At 53.4% G+C, this 16,922-nt stretch carries 18 protein-coding genes; 9 read left to right on the top strand and 9 right to left on the bottom strand.

All coding sequences use genetic code 11. The features are described from left to right. Window positions 1-62 precede the first annotated feature (62 nt). The 5 genes from HVY19_RS06040 to betT form a co-directional block, all read right to left on the bottom strand. Window positions 63-215 carry a Hok/Gef family protein gene (locus tag HVY19_RS06040; protein ID WP_181683452.1) on the bottom strand — a complete coding sequence of 51 codons (153 nt, stop codon included), beginning with the start codon at window positions 213-215 and terminating at the stop codon, window positions 63-65. Window positions 216-540: 325 nt separating this feature from the next. Beyond that, complete coding sequence (arsC, locus tag HVY19_RS06035) at window positions 541-969, bottom strand: glutaredoxin-dependent arsenate reductase (RefSeq protein WP_181683451.1); 429 nt, start codon at window positions 967-969, stop codon at window positions 541-543. A gap of 12 nt (window positions 970-981) precedes the next feature. Continuing rightward, the gene (locus HVY19_RS06030) at window positions 982-2,271 is read right to left on the bottom strand and encodes an arsenic transporter (protein WP_181683450.1); all 1,290 of its coding nucleotides are present in this window, start codon (window positions 2,269-2,271) and stop codon (window positions 982-984) included. Between the two features lie 45 nt (window positions 2,272-2,316). Beyond that, on the bottom strand, window positions 2,317-2,637 hold the full coding sequence (locus HVY19_RS06025) for a metalloregulator ArsR/SmtB family transcription factor (RefSeq protein ID WP_181683449.1): 321 nt from the start codon (window positions 2,635-2,637) through the stop codon (window positions 2,317-2,319). A gap of 240 nt (window positions 2,638-2,877) precedes the next feature. Further along, the gene (betT, locus tag HVY19_RS06020; RefSeq protein ID WP_181683448.1) at window positions 2,878-4,911 is read right to left on the bottom strand and encodes a choline BCCT transporter BetT; all 2,034 of its coding nucleotides are present in this window, start codon (window positions 4,909-4,911) and stop codon (window positions 2,878-2,880) included. Window positions 4,912-5,037: 126 nt separating this feature from the next. Here betT and betI point away from each other — a divergent pair, with 126 nt between their 5' ends. Genes betI through betA form a run of 3 tightly spaced genes read left to right on the top strand, consistent with a single transcriptional unit; the run spans window position 5,038 to window position 8,798 of the window. Further along, the gene (betI, locus tag HVY19_RS06015; protein WP_181683447.1) at window positions 5,038-5,631 is read left to right on the top strand and encodes a transcriptional regulator BetI; all 594 of its coding nucleotides are present in this window, start codon (window positions 5,038-5,040) and stop codon (window positions 5,629-5,631) included. A 13-nt stretch (window positions 5,632-5,644) separates the two neighbouring features. Next, window positions 5,645-7,117, top strand: a complete 1,473-nt coding sequence (gene betB / locus HVY19_RS06010) for a betaine-aldehyde dehydrogenase (RefSeq protein ID WP_181683446.1) — start codon at window positions 5,645-5,647, stop codon at window positions 7,115-7,117. Between the two features lie 13 nt (window positions 7,118-7,130). Then, window positions 7,131-8,798, top strand: coding sequence for a choline dehydrogenase (betA, locus tag HVY19_RS06005; protein WP_181683445.1), 1,668 nt, complete (start codon window positions 7,131-7,133; stop codon window positions 8,796-8,798). A gap of 56 nt (window positions 8,799-8,854) precedes the next feature. Here the strand turns inward: betA and HVY19_RS06000 are convergent, their stop codons facing one another. After that, complete coding sequence (locus HVY19_RS06000) at window positions 8,855-9,559, bottom strand: GNAT family protein (protein ID WP_181683444.1); 705 nt, start codon at window positions 9,557-9,559, stop codon at window positions 8,855-8,857. Window positions 9,560-9,701: 142 nt separating this feature from the next. Here HVY19_RS06000 and HVY19_RS05995 point away from each other — a divergent pair, with 142 nt between their 5' ends. Both HVY19_RS05995 and HVY19_RS05990 read left to right on the top strand, forming a co-directional pair. Next, on the top strand, window positions 9,702-10,817 hold the full coding sequence (locus tag HVY19_RS05995; RefSeq protein WP_181683443.1) for a YbdK family carboxylate-amine ligase: 1,116 nt from the start codon (window positions 9,702-9,704) through the stop codon (window positions 10,815-10,817). Between the two features lie 69 nt (window positions 10,818-10,886). Next, a complete protein-coding gene (locus HVY19_RS05990) occupies window positions 10,887-11,129 on the top strand; it encodes a DUF1158 domain-containing protein (protein ID WP_181684224.1) in 243 nt (80 codons plus the stop codon). A gap of 78 nt (window positions 11,130-11,207) precedes the next feature. On the opposite strand, the gene HVY19_RS05985 is transcribed toward HVY19_RS05990, so the two are convergent. After that, complete coding sequence (locus HVY19_RS05985) at window positions 11,208-11,549, bottom strand: RamA family antibiotic efflux transcriptional regulator (RefSeq protein ID WP_181683442.1); 342 nt, start codon at window positions 11,547-11,549, stop codon at window positions 11,208-11,210. Next, window positions 11,546-12,679, bottom strand: coding sequence for an MBL fold metallo-hydrolase (locus HVY19_RS05980; protein WP_181683441.1), 1,134 nt, complete (start codon window positions 12,677-12,679; stop codon window positions 11,546-11,548). The genes HVY19_RS05985 and HVY19_RS05980 overlap by 4 nt, the downstream gene beginning before the upstream one ends. Window positions 12,680-12,871: 192 nt before the next feature. On the opposite strand from HVY19_RS05980, the gene HVY19_RS05975 reads away from it, so the two are divergent. The 4 genes from HVY19_RS05975 (at window position 12,872) to HVY19_RS05960 (ending at window position 15,938) form a co-directional block, all read left to right on the top strand. Next, window positions 12,872-13,453 carry a TetR/AcrR family transcriptional regulator gene (locus tag HVY19_RS05975; RefSeq protein ID WP_181683440.1) on the top strand — a complete coding sequence of 194 codons (582 nt, stop codon included), beginning with the start codon at window positions 12,872-12,874 and terminating at the stop codon, window positions 13,451-13,453. Beyond that, a complete protein-coding gene (locus tag HVY19_RS05970) occupies window positions 13,453-13,821 on the top strand; it encodes an MmcQ/YjbR family DNA-binding protein (RefSeq protein WP_181683439.1) in 369 nt (122 codons plus the stop codon). Before HVY19_RS05975 ends, HVY19_RS05970 begins: the two co-directional genes overlap by 1 nt. 99 nt (window positions 13,822-13,920) lie before the next feature. Continuing rightward, entirely contained in the window at window positions 13,921-14,574 is a 654-nt protein-coding gene (gene nfsB, locus HVY19_RS05965) for an oxygen-insensitive NAD(P)H nitroreductase (RefSeq protein ID WP_181683438.1), read from the top strand. A 119-nt stretch (window positions 14,575-14,693) separates the two neighbouring features. Continuing rightward, window positions 14,694-15,938, top strand: coding sequence for a mechanosensitive ion channel family protein (locus HVY19_RS05960; RefSeq protein WP_181683437.1), 1,245 nt, complete (start codon window positions 14,694-14,696; stop codon window positions 15,936-15,938). Here the strand turns inward: HVY19_RS05960 and HVY19_RS05955 are convergent, their stop codons facing one another. Beyond that, a complete protein-coding gene (locus tag HVY19_RS05955) occupies window positions 15,939-16,910 on the bottom strand; it encodes a LacI family DNA-binding transcriptional regulator (protein ID WP_181683436.1) in 972 nt (323 codons plus the stop codon). It lies immediately after the preceding gene. Between the last annotated feature and the right edge of the window lie 12 nt (window positions 16,911-16,922).

Genomic DNA, 16,922 nt, shown 5'->3' with positions numbered 1-16,922 from the left:
GCGGGTGCCGTCTCATCCTTACCTGCCAACCGGATATGCGGGGATTACTCCCCGCATAATGGCTACTTCTTCGGTTCGTAAGCGAGAACTGCCTTAAACTCAATACCACGCTCCCGGACGCTGAACTCGCAGAGTGAGTCCCTGACCAGAATCGTGAATCCCAGTACCGTGACGCACAGTACTATGACTGCCAGAAAGGCATATTTTGTCAGCATGTATTGCCTCCATGCGAAGAAGAGACTACCATCCGAATGGTTCGGGTTCGGATTGGTAGCCTCAAGGTTGATAACACTATCTCCTTGGGGCTTTCTTCTTTCCGAACCTCAGTAATACCTGAAGTTGGAAAGCTTCAGGCACCCGCGGTCATCCTACTCTTCTTTTTATTTCTCACTGTATATTTAAACAGTTAAATACCCTTTCCGGAAAACGTTTAGATCGGCGATAAAAATCGCCCGCAGCCATTGCTGACTGCGGGCGATGTGACGAGCGGATGCCGCTAAATTATCCTCTCAGCTATCAAATAATCCTTCTCGCCGATCGTTACGGTTTAACCCGCTTCCCTGCTTCATCAATGACTTTTTCACCATCCTCTTTTGTGAATGCACCCAACTGAGACTCCGGCAGTATATCCAGTACCAATTCGGAAGGTCTGCAAAGTCGAACGCCAAGGGGAGTCACGACAATGGGGCGGTTAATCAGAATGGGGTGTTCGAGCATAAAGCCAATCAGTTGCGCATCGCTGAATGTCTCTTCTGCGAGCCCTAATTGCTCATAAGGCTCCACGTTTTTACGCAGCAGAGCACGTACTGTGATCCCCATATTTGCAATAAGTTTAACCAGTTCGTCGTGAGTCGGAGGCGTTTCAAGGTAGTAAATAATAGTGGGCTCATTACCGCTGTTACGGATCATCTCCAGTGTATTACGTGACGTACCGCAGGCCGGGTTGTGATAGATAGTAATGTTGCTCATATCAGTATCTCATTACAAAGTGACAGAAAGCCGCAGCGCCAACGCGGCCAGAGTGACAAACAGCACGGGCAGAGTCATCATGATACCGGTGCGGAAATAATATCCCCAGCTAATGGTCATGTTTTTCTGCGACAGTACGTGAAGCCACAGCAGGGTTGCCAGACTGCCTATCGGTGTGATTTTGGGGCCTAAATCGCAACCAATCACGTTGGCGTAGATCATCGCTTCCTTGATGACGCCAGAAGCCGAGCTTCCATCAATCGACAGCGCGCCAACAAGGACTGTTGGCATATTGTTCATGACTGAAGACAGGAAGGCGGTCAGGAAGCCCGTGCCAAACGTTGCCGCCAGCAGTCCCTTATCAGCCAATATATTGAGAAAACCCGAAAGATATTCCGTTAAACCCGCATTGCGCAGACCATAGACCACCAGGTACATACCCAGTGAGAAAATAACGATCTGCCAGGGCGCACCGCGCAGCACTTTACCGGTATTGATGATGTGACCTTTTTTCGCAACGGCAAACAGTAAAGCAGCACCGACAGCAGCAATAGCGCTGACGGGAAGCCCCAGTGGCTCAAGGACAAAGAAGCCAGCCAGCAGCAGAACCAGAACAACCCAGCCTGCTTTGAAGGTTGCGGGATCTTTAATCGCGCTGGCAGGCGTTTTCAGCAGAGTGACGTCGTACGTTGCAGGAATATCCCGGCGGAAAAACAGATGCAGCATGCCCAGCGTCGCTAGGATGGCAGCAATATCAACAGGAACCATCACTGAGGCGTATTCCGTAAAACCAAGCTGGAAGAAGTCAGCAGAGACGATATTCACCAGATTCGAAACGATAAGTGGCAGACTGGCGGTATCGGCAATAAACCCGGCGGCCATGACAAAGGCCAGTGTTGTCCTTGTGCTGAACCCCAGAGCGAGCAGCATGGCAATGACGATGGGGGTCAGAATCAGCGCAGCACCATCATTAGCAAACAGCGCCGCAACGGCCGCGCCCAACAGGACAATCCACGTAAACAGCAGACGCCCCCGCCCGTTGCCCCAGCGAGAGACATGTAGCGCAGCCCATTCGAAAAAGCCCGACTCATCGAGCAGAAGGCTGATGATTATCACTGCGATAAAGGTCGCTGTTGCGTTCCAGACGATATTCCAGACCACCGGAATATCCCCCATATGGATAACACCGAATATCAGGGCCAGTGCGGCACCAATGCTGGCGCTCCAGCCAATACTAAGTCCGCGAGGCTGCCAGATAACGAGGACTAATGTCAGTAAAAAAATACTACCTGCCAGTAACATCTCAGACTCCATTACATATGATTAAATGAATATGTTTTATTCCGACTAGCATGATGGTGACTCTGAATTTGCCAGCCACTGACGAACGTCTTCCCGCAGGCAGTACCAGGATGTTGTAATGATTTCTGCCGCCCACGCGGGCATATGTGGAGACAGTCGGTAATGGATCCATTTTCCTGCCCGGCGGTCCAGAACGAGACCCGCTTCCCGAAGAATTGCCATATGCCGGGAAATTTTGGGTTGCGACTCGGAAGTGGCCCCGCAAATATCACATACGCACATCTCCCCCGATTCCCTAAGCAGCATCAAGATAGCCAGGCGGGTTTCATCAGACAGTATTTTGAAAAGCTGAACAGGTTGTAGCATTTTCTCTTCCGGTAAACTCAGAATATACATATGATAAAACATATATGTTATTTTGAACATTACCGATGTTTGAGAGGAAAAAAAGGACTCGTCTTGTCAGAAGGAAGCGATCGTCCTTCCTGGGGATAAACACTGGCGGTTCTATTTCTCACTGTAGATTTAGGGGCCTTCCCGCCCATAATCGGAGAAGACCCATATTCATACTGCTAAAATCCCTTTTCGAAAAAGGTTTTGCTTTCCCTACATACCGGGGAACAAGACGCCGTTACCTGGCGCTTCGCGATCGAGGTGAATAAAGTTCAGATGGCGTTCATATTGATCGAGAATGTCGGTGATCACCTGCTCTTTACTGTAATCCATGAGATCGTTCCCCTGGCTTCCCTCCAACAGGAATGTTTCCAACCGATAGTAGGTCGATTTCCCACTGCGCGCACGGTAAGTAAATCCAGGAACGGCGTACTGCTGAGGCCAGATTTGGTAGATAAAGTTACGTTCATCCCCCATATGAACCAGCAGATCAAGATGGCCGAGATTCTCCCCTTCCTCCGGCGGCATGCTCTTCAGCTCAACCTTCGCCCCGCGCAACCGTAACTCGTGCGCTACCTCTTCCATCGCTGGGTAGCAGACCGTCTCCATCATTTCACGGGTGTAGCGTGTGCCAGGGTAATTCATCAGTCGCGATAACCGTTTTTTCCAGCTCAGCCGATCCTGCTGCCCCATAGGGCGCGGTGCCGTATGTCGTGTCGCGCTTTCACGACGGTAATCTTCCACTTTCAACGACTTATACAATCCGGCCATCACGAAGAAAATCACGAAACTGAACGGCAGTCCCATAATGACCGTGGTGTTCTGCAAGGCAGAAATCCCATTCGTCATCAACATCCCCAGCGTCAGCAGACCTATCGCCACCGACCAGAATACGCGCAGCCAGGCTGGGGCATCGCTGTTAATGTCTTTTAGCTTCGAAGTAAAGTTTCCCAGCACCAGCGCACCGGAATCCGCGGATGTTACATAGAACAGCAAACCGGTGATGGTCGCGACAGAGGCGCTGAACGTAAAGCCCGGATACTGCGCCAGCAGGCTATAGAATCCGCGCTCCGGGTGCGCCATCGCCTCCTCGGCAAAACCTGCGTCCCCGTGGATGATTTCGAACAACGCACTGTTACCAAATACCGACAGCCACAGCAGCGTGAAGGTAAACGGAATAATCAGGGTGCCAAAAACAAACTGGCGAATGGTGCGGCCGCGAGAGATTCGTGCCAAAAACAGACCGACAAAAGGAGACCATGCCACCCACCACGCCCAGAAGAACAGCGTCCAGTTATTCATCCATTCAACCGGGCGATCGAAGGCAAAGCTGTTCAGGGTCATGCCCATAAAACGATTAACGTAATCCCCCACGTTAAGCACCAGCGCATTGAGCAGGAATGAGGTATCCCCCATAAACAGCACAAAGAGGATTAGCCCCAACGCCAGCAGAACATTGAGCTCGGAGAGCACGCGGATGCCTTTATCGACGCCAGAGGTCACGGAAATGGTGGCGATAATCACCGACAGCACAATCAGTGCTGCCTTCGCCGCCATCGAATCAGGAATATCAAACAGCACGCTAAGGCCGTAGTTCAACTGCACCACGCCTATCCCCAGGGTGGTGGCGATACCAAAGATCGTGCCGATCACCGCCGCAATATCCACGCTGTGTCCGATGGGACCATTAATACGTTTACCAAAAATAGGATAGAGCGCCGAGCGAATGGTCAACGGCAGGTTATAGCGGTAGCTGAAATAGCCCAGCGCCATGCCCATCAGGGCATACATCGACCAGCCGGTTAAACCGTAGTGAAAAAGCGTCCAGACCATCGACTGGCGCGCGGCTTCAATCGTCTGCCCTGCCCCTTCAGGCGGTTGCATATATTGGGAAACGGGTTCAGCCACCGAGAAAAACATCAGGTCAATGCCAATCCCAGCGGCGAAGAGCATTGCCGCCCAACTTAGCAGGCTGAATTCCGGTTTCGACTGCTCCGGTCCAAGTTTGACCGAACCAAAGCGCGAACAGGCGATAAAGATCACGAAGACGATATAGAGCGTGGCGGCTAGCAGATAGTACCAACCGAAGGTTTTCGATACCCAGTTCAGCGTATGGCCGATCCAGACGGCGGAGAGATCGCTAAACAAAATGGTGGTCAGGGAAAACAACAAAATCAGCCCGGCGGAAGTGTAAAAAACCACCGGATTGATTTTGTCCTTTTCTCTGACAGATGAAAGGTCTGTCATCCAGTATCCTCACTTTTAATGCAACTATTTAAAATCAAATCCGTAACAATTAATACACATTTATATTGAACGTTCAATCAATAAAAGGTTAAATATATAAACAGAACTGATGAATGGAGCCGCAAAATGCCCAGGTTAGGGATGAAAAGTCTTCGCCGCAGACAACTGATCGACGCCACGCTTGCCGCAATAAATGAAGTGGGCATGCATGATGCAACGATCGCGCAGATCGCCCGCCGTGCGGGTGTCTCGACGGGCATTATCAGCCATTACTTTAAAGATAAGAATGGATTGCTGGAGGCAACGATGCGTGACATCACCAGCCAGCTGCGTCACGCCGTGTTGCATCGACTACACGCATTGCAGGGCGCGCGTGCTGAACTGCGTCTGCGCGCGATTGTTGCCGGAAATTTTGACGACTCCCAGATAAGCCAGGCGGCGATGAAAGCCTGGCTGGCATTCTGGGCCAGCAGCATGCACCAGCCGATGCTGTACCGGTTGCAGCAGGTTGCCAGCAAACGGCTACTGTCGAATATCGTCTACGAATTTAAGCGCGAACTGCCGCGTGAGCAGGCGCAGGAGGCTGGCTACGGTCTGGCGGCACTGATCGACGGCCTGTGGCTGCGCGCCGCGCTGAGTGGAAAGCCGTTTGATCTGAGCCTCGCTCAGGCACTCACCACCCATTTCATCAGTCAGCATTTACCGAAAGCCACTGACTAACCGAGGAGGACGCATGTCCCGAATGGCAGAACAACAGCTTTATATTGATGGTGGTTATACCCCCGCCACCAGCGGTCGTACCTTCGAGACGATCAACCCTGCCAATGGTGAAGTACTGGCAACCGTACAGGCCGCCGGGCGTGAAGATGTCGATCGCGCTGTGCAAAGCGCCCATCGTGGGCAAAAAATCTGGGCGGCGATGACCGCCATGGAGCGTTCTCGCATACTGCGACGCGCCGTTGAGATCCTGCGCGAACGTAATAACGAACTGGCGAAACTGGAAACGTTAGATACCGGTAAACCGTTCAGCGAAACCGCCAGCGTGGATATCGTAACGGGTGCGGACGTGCTGGAATATTACGCCGGACTGATCCCGGCGCTGGAAGGCAGCCAAATCCCGCTGCGTGAGTCCTCGTTTGTTTATACCCGCCGTGAGCCGCTGGGCGTGGTCGCAGGCATTGGCGCCTGGAACTACCCGATACAAATCGCGCTGTGGAAATCTGCCCCGGCGCTGGCAGCAGGCAACGCGATGATCTTCAAACCCAGCGAAGTCACTCCGCTGACCGCCCTGAAACTGGCGGAAATATACAGCGAAGCGGGCCTGCCGGAGGGTGTATTTAATGTGTTACCCGGCACGGGCGCACAGACGGGTCAGTATCTGACCGAACATCCCGGCATCGCCAAAGTCTCCTTTACCGGCGGCGTAGCCAGCGGCAAAAAAGTGATGGCCAACGCGGCCGCCTCCTCACTCAAAGCGGTGACGATGGAGTTGGGTGGCAAGTCTCCGCTGATTATTTTTGATGATGCCAACGTCAACCTCGCCGCCGATATCGCCATGATGGCCAATTTCTACAGCTCTGGTCAGGTCTGCACTAACGGCACGCGGGTGTTTATCCCGGCGCGGATGAAAAGCGCATTCGAACAGACAATATTGTCGCGCATTGCGCGGATCCGCACTGGCGATCTGTTTGACCCAGCGACGAATTTCGGACCGCTGGTCAGCTTCCCGCATCGCGAAAACGTCCTGCGCTATATCGAAAGCGGAAAACGCGAAGGGGCGACGCTGCTCTGCGGCGGTGAAGTACTGAAAGGCGAAGGCTACGATCGCGGTGCCTGGGTCGCGCCCACGGTGTTCACCGATTGTCGTGATGACATGACCATCGTACGGGAAGAGATCTTCGGCCCGGTAATGTCAATTTTGACTTATGAGAGCGAAGACGAGGTTATCCGCCGCGCTAACGACACGGACTACGGTCTGGCCGCCGGTGTCGTCACCCAGGACTTAACCCGTGCGCACCGCGTCATCCACCAGCTTTCCGCAGGGATCTGCTGGATCAACACCTGGGGCGAATCTCCGGCGGAGATGCCGGTCGGTGGTTATAAGCATTCCGGCATTGGCCGCGAAAACGGCATCATGACGCTGCAGAGCTATACCCAGGTGAAGTCCATCCAGCTTGAGATGGCACCCTTCCAGTCCGTATTTTAACCCGGAGGTTTCATTGCATTTTGATTACATCATTATTGGTGCCGGTTCTGCCGGCAACGTACTGGCTACACGACTGACTGAAGACAGCAATACCACCGTTTTACTTTTAGAAGCCGGCGGTCCGGACTATCGCGCCGATTTCCGCACTCAGATGCCAGCAGCGCTGGCCTTCCCGTTGCAGGGGAAGCGCTACAACTGGGCGTATGAAACTGAACCTGAACCGCATATGAACTACCGCCGCATGGAATGTGGGCGCGGCAAAGGGCTTGGCGGCTCCTCGCTCATCAACGGCATGTGCTACGTGCGTGCTAACGCGATGGATCTGGATACCTGGGCGCAGGAGCCGGGACTGCAACACTGGAGCTATCTCAACTGCCTGCCCTATTACCGCAAGGCAGAATCCCGCGACATCGGCGCGAACGATTACCATGGCGGAGATGGCCCGGTCTGTGTGACCACCTCTAAACCTAATGTAAACCCACTGTTTGAAGCGATGATTGAGGCTGGGGTGCAGGCGGGGTACCCGCGCACGGACGATCTTAACGGCTATCAGCAGGAAGGTTTTGGCCCAATGGACCGCACCGTTACGCCCCAGGGGCGTCGCGCCAGTACAGCCCGAGGCTACCTGGATCAGGCGCGTCAACGGCCCAATCTGACGATTGTCACCCATGCGCTGACCGATCATATCGTTTTTGACGGCAAAAAAGCGGTGGCCGTGGAGTGGCTGGAGGGTGACAGCACCATTCCGACCCGAGCCACCGCCGATAAAGAAGTGCTGCTTTGCGCAGGTGCAATCGCTTCGCCACAAATTCTGCAACGCTCCGGCGTGGGCGATGCGGCATTGCTGAAAGCGTTTGCTATTCCACTGGTACATCATTTGCCAGGCGTCGGTGAAAACCTACAGGATCACCTTGAGATGTACCTGCAATACGAGTGCAAAGAACCTGTCTCTCTCTACCCTGCCCTTCAGTGGTGGAATCAGCCGAAGATCGGGGCCGAATGGCTGTTTGGTGGTACCGGCATTGGCGCGAGCAACCATTTTGAAGCGGGGGGATTTATCCGCAGTCGCGAAGAGTTCGCCTGGCCGAATATTCAGTACCACTTCCTGCCCGTGGCGATTAACTACAACGGCTCAAACGCAGTGAAAGAGCATGGCTTTCAGTGCCACGTGGGTTCGATGCGCTCACCGAGTCGCGGCTATGTCCACCTGAAGTCGCGCGACCCGCGTGAACATCCGGCGATTCTGTTTAACTACATGTCAACAGAGCAGGACTGGCAGGAGTTCCGTGACGCCATCCGCATCACGCGAGAAATTATGAATCAGCCCGCGCTGGATAAATTCCGTGGCCGGGAAATCAGCCCTGGCAATGAATGTCAGAGCGACGCGCAGTTAGACGCCTTTGTGCGCGAGCATGCGGAGACGGCATTTCACCCCTGCGGCACCTGTAAAATGGGCTTTGATGAGATGGCGGTCGTGGATGGCGAAGGAAAAGTACACGGTCTGGAAAACCTGCGCGTGGTGGATGCCTCGATTATGCCGCAGATTATTACCGGCAACCTCAACGCCACCACCATTATGATTGGCGAAAAGATCGCCGATGCCATTCGCGGGCGTGAACCGTTAGCGAAAAGCACGGCGGCGTATTATGTCGCAGGCGAAGCACCGGTAAGAATTATGTAGGCCGGATAAGGCGTTCGCGCCGCCATCCGGCATTTACCGCCCGGTGGCGCAAGCGCTCACTCTGCGCGGCACTGCGCCAGCGTTTTGCGCTGCTGCCCCTGCGCATCAAAATTCTCAGGCGCTAACCAACGCTGGAGCGCGCGGTCGCACTGCGGCCATTCGCCGTCGATAATCGACAACCAGTCGCTGTCACGGTTGCGCCCTTTGCGCACAATCTTCTGGCGGAATCGTCCTTCAAAAACAAACCCTATCCGTTCGGCGGCACGGCGCGAAGCCAGGTTGAGAGAATCACATTTCCACTCAACGCGACGATATCCCTGTGCAAAAGCATGCCGTAATAGCAGCCAGATGGCCTCGGTGCCAAATACGGTATTTTTCATGCGCGGAGACCAGGTCACATGACCAATCTCCACCGAGCCATGTTCCCGTTCGATCGCCATATAGCACACCAGACCAACGGCACGTTCAGCGCTCACATCAACCACCGCATACGGCACCAGGCTATCGTCGTTCGACTTCACGCCGATCCAGTGAAAGGTAGCCTCAACGCTTGTTGGGCGAGTGCTTGCCAGCCAGGTCCAGTCACGCTCGTCGCTTGCCTGCGCATAGGCATCGAACAGATCTGCGGCGTGGCGTTGAGGGTCGAGCGGTTCAAGGTGGCACCAGCGTCCTTCAAGCATGGTGCGAGTTAATACCGGTGCTCCACACCAGTCCGGTAGCGCATCCCCTACCGTCTGACCATATTCATTGATTTCTGGCACAACTGACTCCTTCCGCAGCGGTAAAATTCGGTTATAGCAGTTCCGCTTTCAGCTTCAAAGCGCCGCTTTCAGATTTCTTCCGCCGCGCCGAAATGCCCTCTCGCTTCTATACTGATTGCAAATCAAAGGAAAAGGGAACGCTATGCCACTACCCGATTTTCACGTCTCTGAACCGTACACCCTCGGCATTGAACTGGAAATGCAGGTGGTTAATCCACCCGGTTACGACCTGAGCCAGGACTCGTCAAAATTGATTGCCGCCGTAAAAGATCAGGTCAGCGCTGGTGAAGTGAAGCACGATATCACCGAAAGTATGCTCGAGATGGCCACCGACGTCTGTCACAACATTGACCAGGCTGCGGCGCAGTTTTCCGCTATGCAGCAAGTGATCCTGAGGGCCGCGGCTGACCACCACCTTGAAATCTGCGGCGGCGGTACGCATCCGTTTCAGAAATGGCAGCGTCAGGAGGTGTGTGATAACGAGCGCTATCAGCGCACGCTGGAGAATTTTGGTTATCTGATCCAACAGGCCACTGTGTTTGGTCAGCATGTGCATGTCGGCTGCGCCAGCGGTGACGACGCTATTTATCTTTTACACGGCTTGTCGCGCTTTGTGCCGCATTTTATTGCGCTTTCTGCCGCCTCCCCCTATATGCAGGGCGCCGATACGCGTTTCGCCTGTTCCCGGCTAAATATTTTCTCGGGTTTTCCGGATAACGGACCGATGCCATGGGTACGCAACTGGCAGGAATTCGAGGGCTTGTTCCGTCGTCTCAGCTACACCAGCATGATCGACAGTATTAAAGATCTGCACTGGGATATTCGCCCAAGCCCACATTTCGGCACCGTCGAAGTGCGGGTGATGGATACGCCGCTAACGCTCAGCCATGCGGTCAATATGGCAGGTTTGATTCAGGCTACGGCGCACTGGCTGCTAACGGAGCGTCCGTTCAAACATGAGGAGCGGGATTATCTGCTGTATAAATTCAACCGCTTTCAGGCCTGTCGTTTTGGTATGGAAGGGATTCTGACCGACGTGCATACGGGGGCGCACCAAAGCCTGGCAGAAGACACCCTTCACCTGCTGGAAAAAGTTGCGCCCTCTGCGGATAAAATGGGAGCCGGAAGCGCCATTGAAGCACTGACCCGGCAGGTTAAAAACGGCGTCAGTGAAGCGCAAAAAATGCGCGAGTTTGTCGCCGACGGCGGCTCGCTAATTGGACTCGTGAATAAACACTGCGAGATTTGGGCGGGGTAAACCCGGCGGGGTTTGCGTTAGCGGGCATAATCCCGGACAATGGCTTTTTTACTCAAGTTTAACAATGCCATGAAACACCCGCTTGAATCACTGATGACGGCCGCAGGTATTCTGCTGATGGCCTTTCTCTCCTGCCTGTTGCTGCCCGCGCCGTCGCTGGGAATGACGCTGGCGCAAAAGCTGGTTGCGGACTTCCATCTGATGGATCTCAACCAGCTTTATACCCTGCTGTTCTGCCTGTGGTTCCTGGCGCTGGGGGCGATCGAGTATTTTGTGATTCGCTACGTCTGGCGGCGTTTTTTTGCACTGTAACTGCCTGATGGCGCTACGCTTATCTGGCCTACGGATCGACCTTGTGCGCCGCCATCGGCATTCACAGCGAAATGGCGGTTAATGCACCCTGCGATGATTCTCTTTTCGGTACGCGCCTGGCGGCTGATGAAAAGTGCGGGTAAAAATGCGGGTAAAGGTCTGCTGAGAGTCAAACCCATAACGCAGGCAAATCTCATACACCTTTTCGTCAGACTCGCGTAGATCCCGCGCCGCCAGCAAGAGTTTTCGCTCGCGGATATAGCGCCCCAGACTCTCCCCTTTATACTGCATAAAAAGACGCTGCAAATGCCATTTGGAGTAACCCGCATGGCGAGCAATGTCGTCAATACGCAACGGTTGATTCAGGTTGTCATCGATCCACTCGACAATCGTGTCGATAACCTGAGCAGAAATTGTCATTCGGACCTCCTCTCCGGCAAACGAGTTGCCTGTTCCCACCAAGGGGTAAATTGCTGCGTTGGCGCATTCAGCCTCACCGGTTCGCCCTGCATCGGCGTGAGCAGACGGTATGGCTTGTTGCGACTGGCCAGCGCCAGTCGCTTATAAGGGTCATCCCAGGTGTGCTTCGCCAAAACAAAGCGCCCCGCATGACCGGGTAAAATCGCTTTTGCCCTTAAGTCCTGAGCCGCCTGCGCAGTCTCCTCCGGCATCATATGAATGTACTTCCAGTCCTGGTCATATTGTCCGTTCTCCATGATTGCCAGGTCGATACTGCCAAACTGCTCGCCAATTGCCCTGAAGTGCGGGCCATAGCCGGAATCGCCGCTGTAATAAATTTTCTGCTCCGGCGTTTCAAACAGAAAACTGGCCCATAACGTCTGATTCCGTTTGAGGCCTCGCCCGGAAAAATGTCGGGCTGGCAGGACATGAATCAGCAGTGAATCATCCACCCTGACGGCCTGATTCCAGTCACGCTCTTCAATGATGTCAGCTTTCATCCCCCAATAGCGCAGGTGTGAGCCGACGCCCAACGGGGTGATAACGCGCTTCACCTTCGGGAGTAACGCAGTAATAGTGGCGTGATCCAGATGGTCATAGTGATCGTGAGAGATAATGAGCAGATCAATCTCCGGCATGGTTTGCGCTCGCCACGGATACGGTCCGGCAAAGGCTTTATTGAGAAACGAAAAAGGCGCGGCGTAGCTACTTAAGACGGGATCGATCAGAATGCGCTTTCCGGCGAGCTGTAAATACCATGACGAATGCCCCAACCAGATCAGCGTGTCCTGCTCGACAGGCACGGCTGCGAGATCGGTAGCGACCAGCGGTAACGGGTTGGCTGGGCGCGCATTTTCACGCTTCGCGACGAGAAATTCCCACCACGCCGCCAGCATACTTTTGCGTCCGGTATAGCCTGGCGTTGGCACCTGGTTGTGAAATTGTCCATCGTGATAATTCGCCGACTGCTCGACCTGACTCAGTTCTGCGCCCTGGGGAACCTGGCCGAAGCCAGCATTAAGAACAAACGGTAACGTTGCGGCACTGGCAATGAGCATAATAACAACCACACAAACTGTGAGACGCTTCATATCCTGACCCAATAACGCGTACCTGTCCGATAGTCTACGCGATCCACTCTTGATTATGAGTGAGTAAGCACTCATTATAGAAATCGGAGATTTCACGTCAAGGTGATTTTTATTCTTTGACATTCACCGTTGCGGCGCTGCAAAGGCCGTGTTTCAATTCCTGTGTTTAAACTTGCTAAAAGGTAAATTGTAGTGGCTCGTCCGAAAAGTGAAGACAAAAAACAGGCCCTGCTGGAGGCTGCAACCCTGGCTATCGCCCAGTCCGGCATCGCCGCATCCACGGCGGTTATCGCCCGTAATGCCGGCGTCGCAGAAGGCACCCTGTTTCGCTATTTCGCCACCAAAGACGAGTTAATTAACGAACTTTACCTTCATCTTAAAAAGGATCTTTGTCAGTCGATGATCGCCAATCTCGATCGCTCACTGACCGATACCAAAGCGTTAACCTTTTACATATGGAATAGTTATATCACCTGGGGACTGAACCACACGTCGGGGCATCGCGCCATTCGCCAGTTGGCCGTCAGCGAAAAAATCAGTAAGGAGACGGAACAAAAGGCCGACGATATGTTTCCGGAACTGCGCGATCTCTGCCACCGTTCCGTGCTGCCTGTCTTTATGTCCGATGAGTATCGCGCTTTTGGTGATGCGTTGTTTCTGACGCTGGCGGAAACAACGATGGAATTTGCCACCCGTGAACCCGCACGGGCCCGCGAATTTATCTCTCTGGGCTTTGAAGCCATGTGGCGTGCCCTCACCCGCGAGGAAAAGTAATGGATGAACAAACGCTGTGCGAAAACGCCCGCCGTCTGGCGCTGGAATTTCCTTTTACAGAACATTGCTGGCCATTTGGCCCGGAATACGACGTGTTTAAGGTCGGCGGTAAGATATTTATGATCGCCACCGAATTTAATCATAAAGCGGTGATAAACCTTAAGTCAGACCCAGAAAAATCGCTGTTAAATCAGCAAATTTACCCCAGTATCACCCCCGGATACCACATGAATAAAAAGCACTGGATTTCTGTCGCGCCCGGCGACGATATCAGTCTCTCGCTGCTGGAAGAACTGGTGGCCGATTCGTGGAATCTGGTGGTTGATGGCTTACCCAAGCGCGATCAAAACCGGATCCGCCCCGCCTGACGAAACGGAGACGAGAATCGCTATAACCGCACATTTCTCTCTTATCATCTTCCTGTCAAAATTGTACCCTTTGGGCATTTAAACAAACCGGGAGTAGTTATGGATATTGTTTCTGTGGCTTTAAAACGTCACTCCACTAAAGCATTCGACCCTACTAAAAAACTGACGGCTGAAGAAGCGGAAAAAATCAAAACCCTGCTGCAGTACAGTCCGTCCAGCACCAACTCGCAGCCGTGGCACTTTATTGTCGCCAGCACCGATGAAGGCAAAGCGCGCGTAGCAAAATCAGCCGCCGGGAACTTTGTTTTCAACGAACGCAAAATGCTTGATGCCTCTCACGTTGTGGTGTTCTGCGCCAAAACGGCGATGGACGATGCATGGCTTGAGCGCGTCGTTGACCAGGAAGAAGCAGATGGTCGTTTTGCCACGCCAGAAGCCAAGGCCGCTAACCACAAAGGCCGCACCTTCTTTGCCGATTTGCACCGTGTTGATCTGAAAGATGACGATCAGTGGATGGCTAAACAGGTATATCTGAACGTCGGTAATTTCCTGCTGGGCGTGGGCGCGATGGGTCTGGACGCCGTACCCATTGAAGGCTTCGATGCCGAAATTCTTGATGCTGAATTTGGCCTGAAAGAAAAAGGCTACACCAGCCTCGTCGTCGTACCGGTCGGCCATCATAGCGTGGAAGATTTCAACGCCTCATTGCCGAAGTCACGTTTACCACTGAGCACGACCATGACTGAATGCTAATAAATTCAGGCGCGGGTCGGTGCCGATGGTAAAAATCTGTCGGACTGCCAATAAATCCGCGAATTTGCATAATAGATCCGCAGCCGCCATTATGGGGCTGCATCAATACAGGAGACGTTATGCAGGAATTAATTGCTCAGGTTGAAGAGTTTGGCATTGAAATTAATCACACCACCTCTTTAGTGATTATCTTTGGTATTATTTTTCTTACTGCCCTCATCGTTCATTTTATTCTACATAAAGTGGTGCTTCGCGCTTTCGAGAAACGCGCGAAGGCCAGTAGCCATTTGTGGCTGCAAATTATTACTCAGAATAAATTATTTCACCGTCTGGCCTTTACCCTTCAGGGCATAATTGTCAACGTCCAGGCGGTCTTGTGGCTTCAAAAAGGCAGCGACGCGGCAGAAATGCTCACCACCTGCGCGAAATTGTGGGTGATGGTGTATGCCCTGCTCTCCTTCTTCTCGCTGCTGGACGTCATTTTTAACCTGTCGCAAAAAATGGCCACCGCGTCACAGCTACCGCTGAAAGGGATCTTCCAGGGCATCAAACTGATGAGCGCCATTCTGGTGGGGATATTGATTATCTCACTGCTCATCGGTCAGTCCCCGGCGATTCTGATCAGCGGTCTTGGCGCAATGGCCGCCGTTCTGATGCTGGTCTTTAAAGACCCGATTCTCGGACTTGTGGCGGGGATTCAGCTTTCGGCCAACGACATGCTTAAGCTCGGTGACTGGCTGGAGATGCCGAAATACGGTGCCAACGGCACGGTGACAGATATCGGCCTGACTACCGTTAAGGTACGTAACTTCGATAATACCATCACCACGATACCGACGTGGGCGCTGGTCTCCGACGCATTCATCAACTGGAGCGGGATGTCGACCTCCGGTGGGCGACGCATCAAACGCAGCCTGAGTATCGATACCACTAGCATTCATTTTCTCGACGAGCAGGAACAGCAGAAGCTGATTCAGGCGAAGCTGCTGAAGCCGTATCTGGCCGCGCGTCATGAGGAAATTAGCCTATGGAATCAGCAGAACAGCGAAGGGGAATCGATATTAAACCTGCGCAAGATGACAAATATCGGCACCTTCCGCGCCTACCTGAACGAATATCTGCGCAACCACCCACGCATTCGCAAAGATATGACATTGATGGTGCGCCAACTGGCGCCAGATGCCAACGGTCTGCCAATTGAAATATATGCTTTTACCAACACGGTAATCTGGGCTGAGTATGAAGAGATTCAGGCCGACATCTTCGATCATATTTTCGCGGTAGTGGATGAATTTGGTCTGCGTATTCATCAGTCGCCAACCGGAAATGATATTCGCTCCCTGGCCGGTGTTATTTCCAGATAATCAGGTGCTGGCGCGGGGAATATAGCGCCAGCCCATCATCACGCGCTCCGTCGGGGCATCCGGATTATCGATTTTGTTGAGCAGGAGATCGACCGCCTTGCGCCCAATATCACGCGATGGCTGTTCAATAGTAGACAGCGACGTTATTTCCGCGATCTCTGTACCGTCAAAACCCACCACGGCTATATCGTCTGGCACCCGTAGCCCCGCCTGCTGAATAGCACGCAGCGCCCCTGCTGCTAACGTATCAGAAACCGCAAATACCGCATCCGGCGGATTCTCCTTGAGCAGTTTTTGCATTGCCGCCATGCCAGCCGCAGAGCTGAGTTCGCTCGCATACTCGACGGCCTGATAGTCCAGATCCCGCAGATGGAGCACGCTCTTATAGCCACGCTCGCGCAGACGGGCGTATTTGTAGCTGAGATCATGGTTAATCAGCGCAATCCGCTGACGTCCGGAGTCGGCAAGCTGGCTGACGACGTGCTGCGACGCGTCGACATCATTGATGCCGACGCAGGACACCGTCCCGGCATCAGCATATTCAGCACATTGCACCCAGGGGGCGCCACCGATTAATGCGGACAGTTCCGGCAGCTTAGAGAAAGCGTCCATGGTGATAATACCATCGACGATTTTGCCCGACAGCAGGCTCAGTCCCGAGCGGGAACGTTCGATATCCGAGCCAGAGTGACACAACAAAATGCGATAACCGTTCTTCTCCGCCTCTTCTTCAATGCCCTTCACCACTTCGGCGCAAAACGGGTTCGCGATGTTCGAAACCATCACCAGAATCATATTGCTGCGCGCGGTGCGTAGCTGACGCGCCAGTAGGTTGGGCTGGTAGTTGCTCTCTTTAATCGCCTGCAACACGCGCTCGCGATTTTTCGCTTTCACGGTGTCGCTGTTATTGAGCACGCGCGACACCGTTGCCACCGAAACCCCGGCCAACTGAGCGATTTTCTGAATTGACATAGCAACGACACA

Origin of the sequence: Citrobacter sp. RHB25-C09, assembly GCF_013836145.1 — a bacterium.
In the GTDB taxonomy this organism is placed as follows: Bacteria; Pseudomonadota; Gammaproteobacteria; order Enterobacterales; family Enterobacteriaceae; genus Citrobacter_A.
Note: the sequence above shows the minus strand (reverse complement) of the source record. Positions and strands in the feature narration are given on the sequence as shown.